This is a genomic window from uncultured Ruegeria sp. (assembly GCF_947500045.1).
Lineage (GTDB): Bacteria > Pseudomonadota > Alphaproteobacteria > Rhodobacterales > Rhodobacteraceae > Ruegeria.
This window is the reverse complement of record NZ_CANMQQ010000042.1, coordinates 1-233: the sequence shown is the minus strand read 5'-3', so window position 1 is coordinate 233 and position 233 is coordinate 1. Positions and strand designations below refer to the sequence as shown.

The following is a 233-nucleotide window of genomic DNA, read 5'->3' as shown; positions in this document are numbered from 1 at the left end:
CCGTACCGCGCCTTGCCCTCTTTCAAGGTCGCATAGGCCTGCGGGCACAAAGCTTCCAGCTTCTCGCCCACATTCTCGCCCCGCAAAATAACCTGTCCCATATGAGACACATCAAAAACCGCTGCCTTCTCACGACATTGCTTATGCTCGCCCATGATCCCCAAGGGATACTGAACAGGCATCTCCCAGCCCGCAAAATCAACCAACTTGCCACCCAACTCAACATGCAAATC

Annotated in this window: 1 pseudogene; it reads right to left on the bottom strand. The window is 54.1% G+C overall.

Annotated features, from left to right (window positions below):
- Window positions 1-233 (bottom strand): annotated as a pseudogene (gene gcvT, locus Q1B46_RS22165) (glycine cleavage system aminomethyltransferase GcvT); the annotation flags it as partial.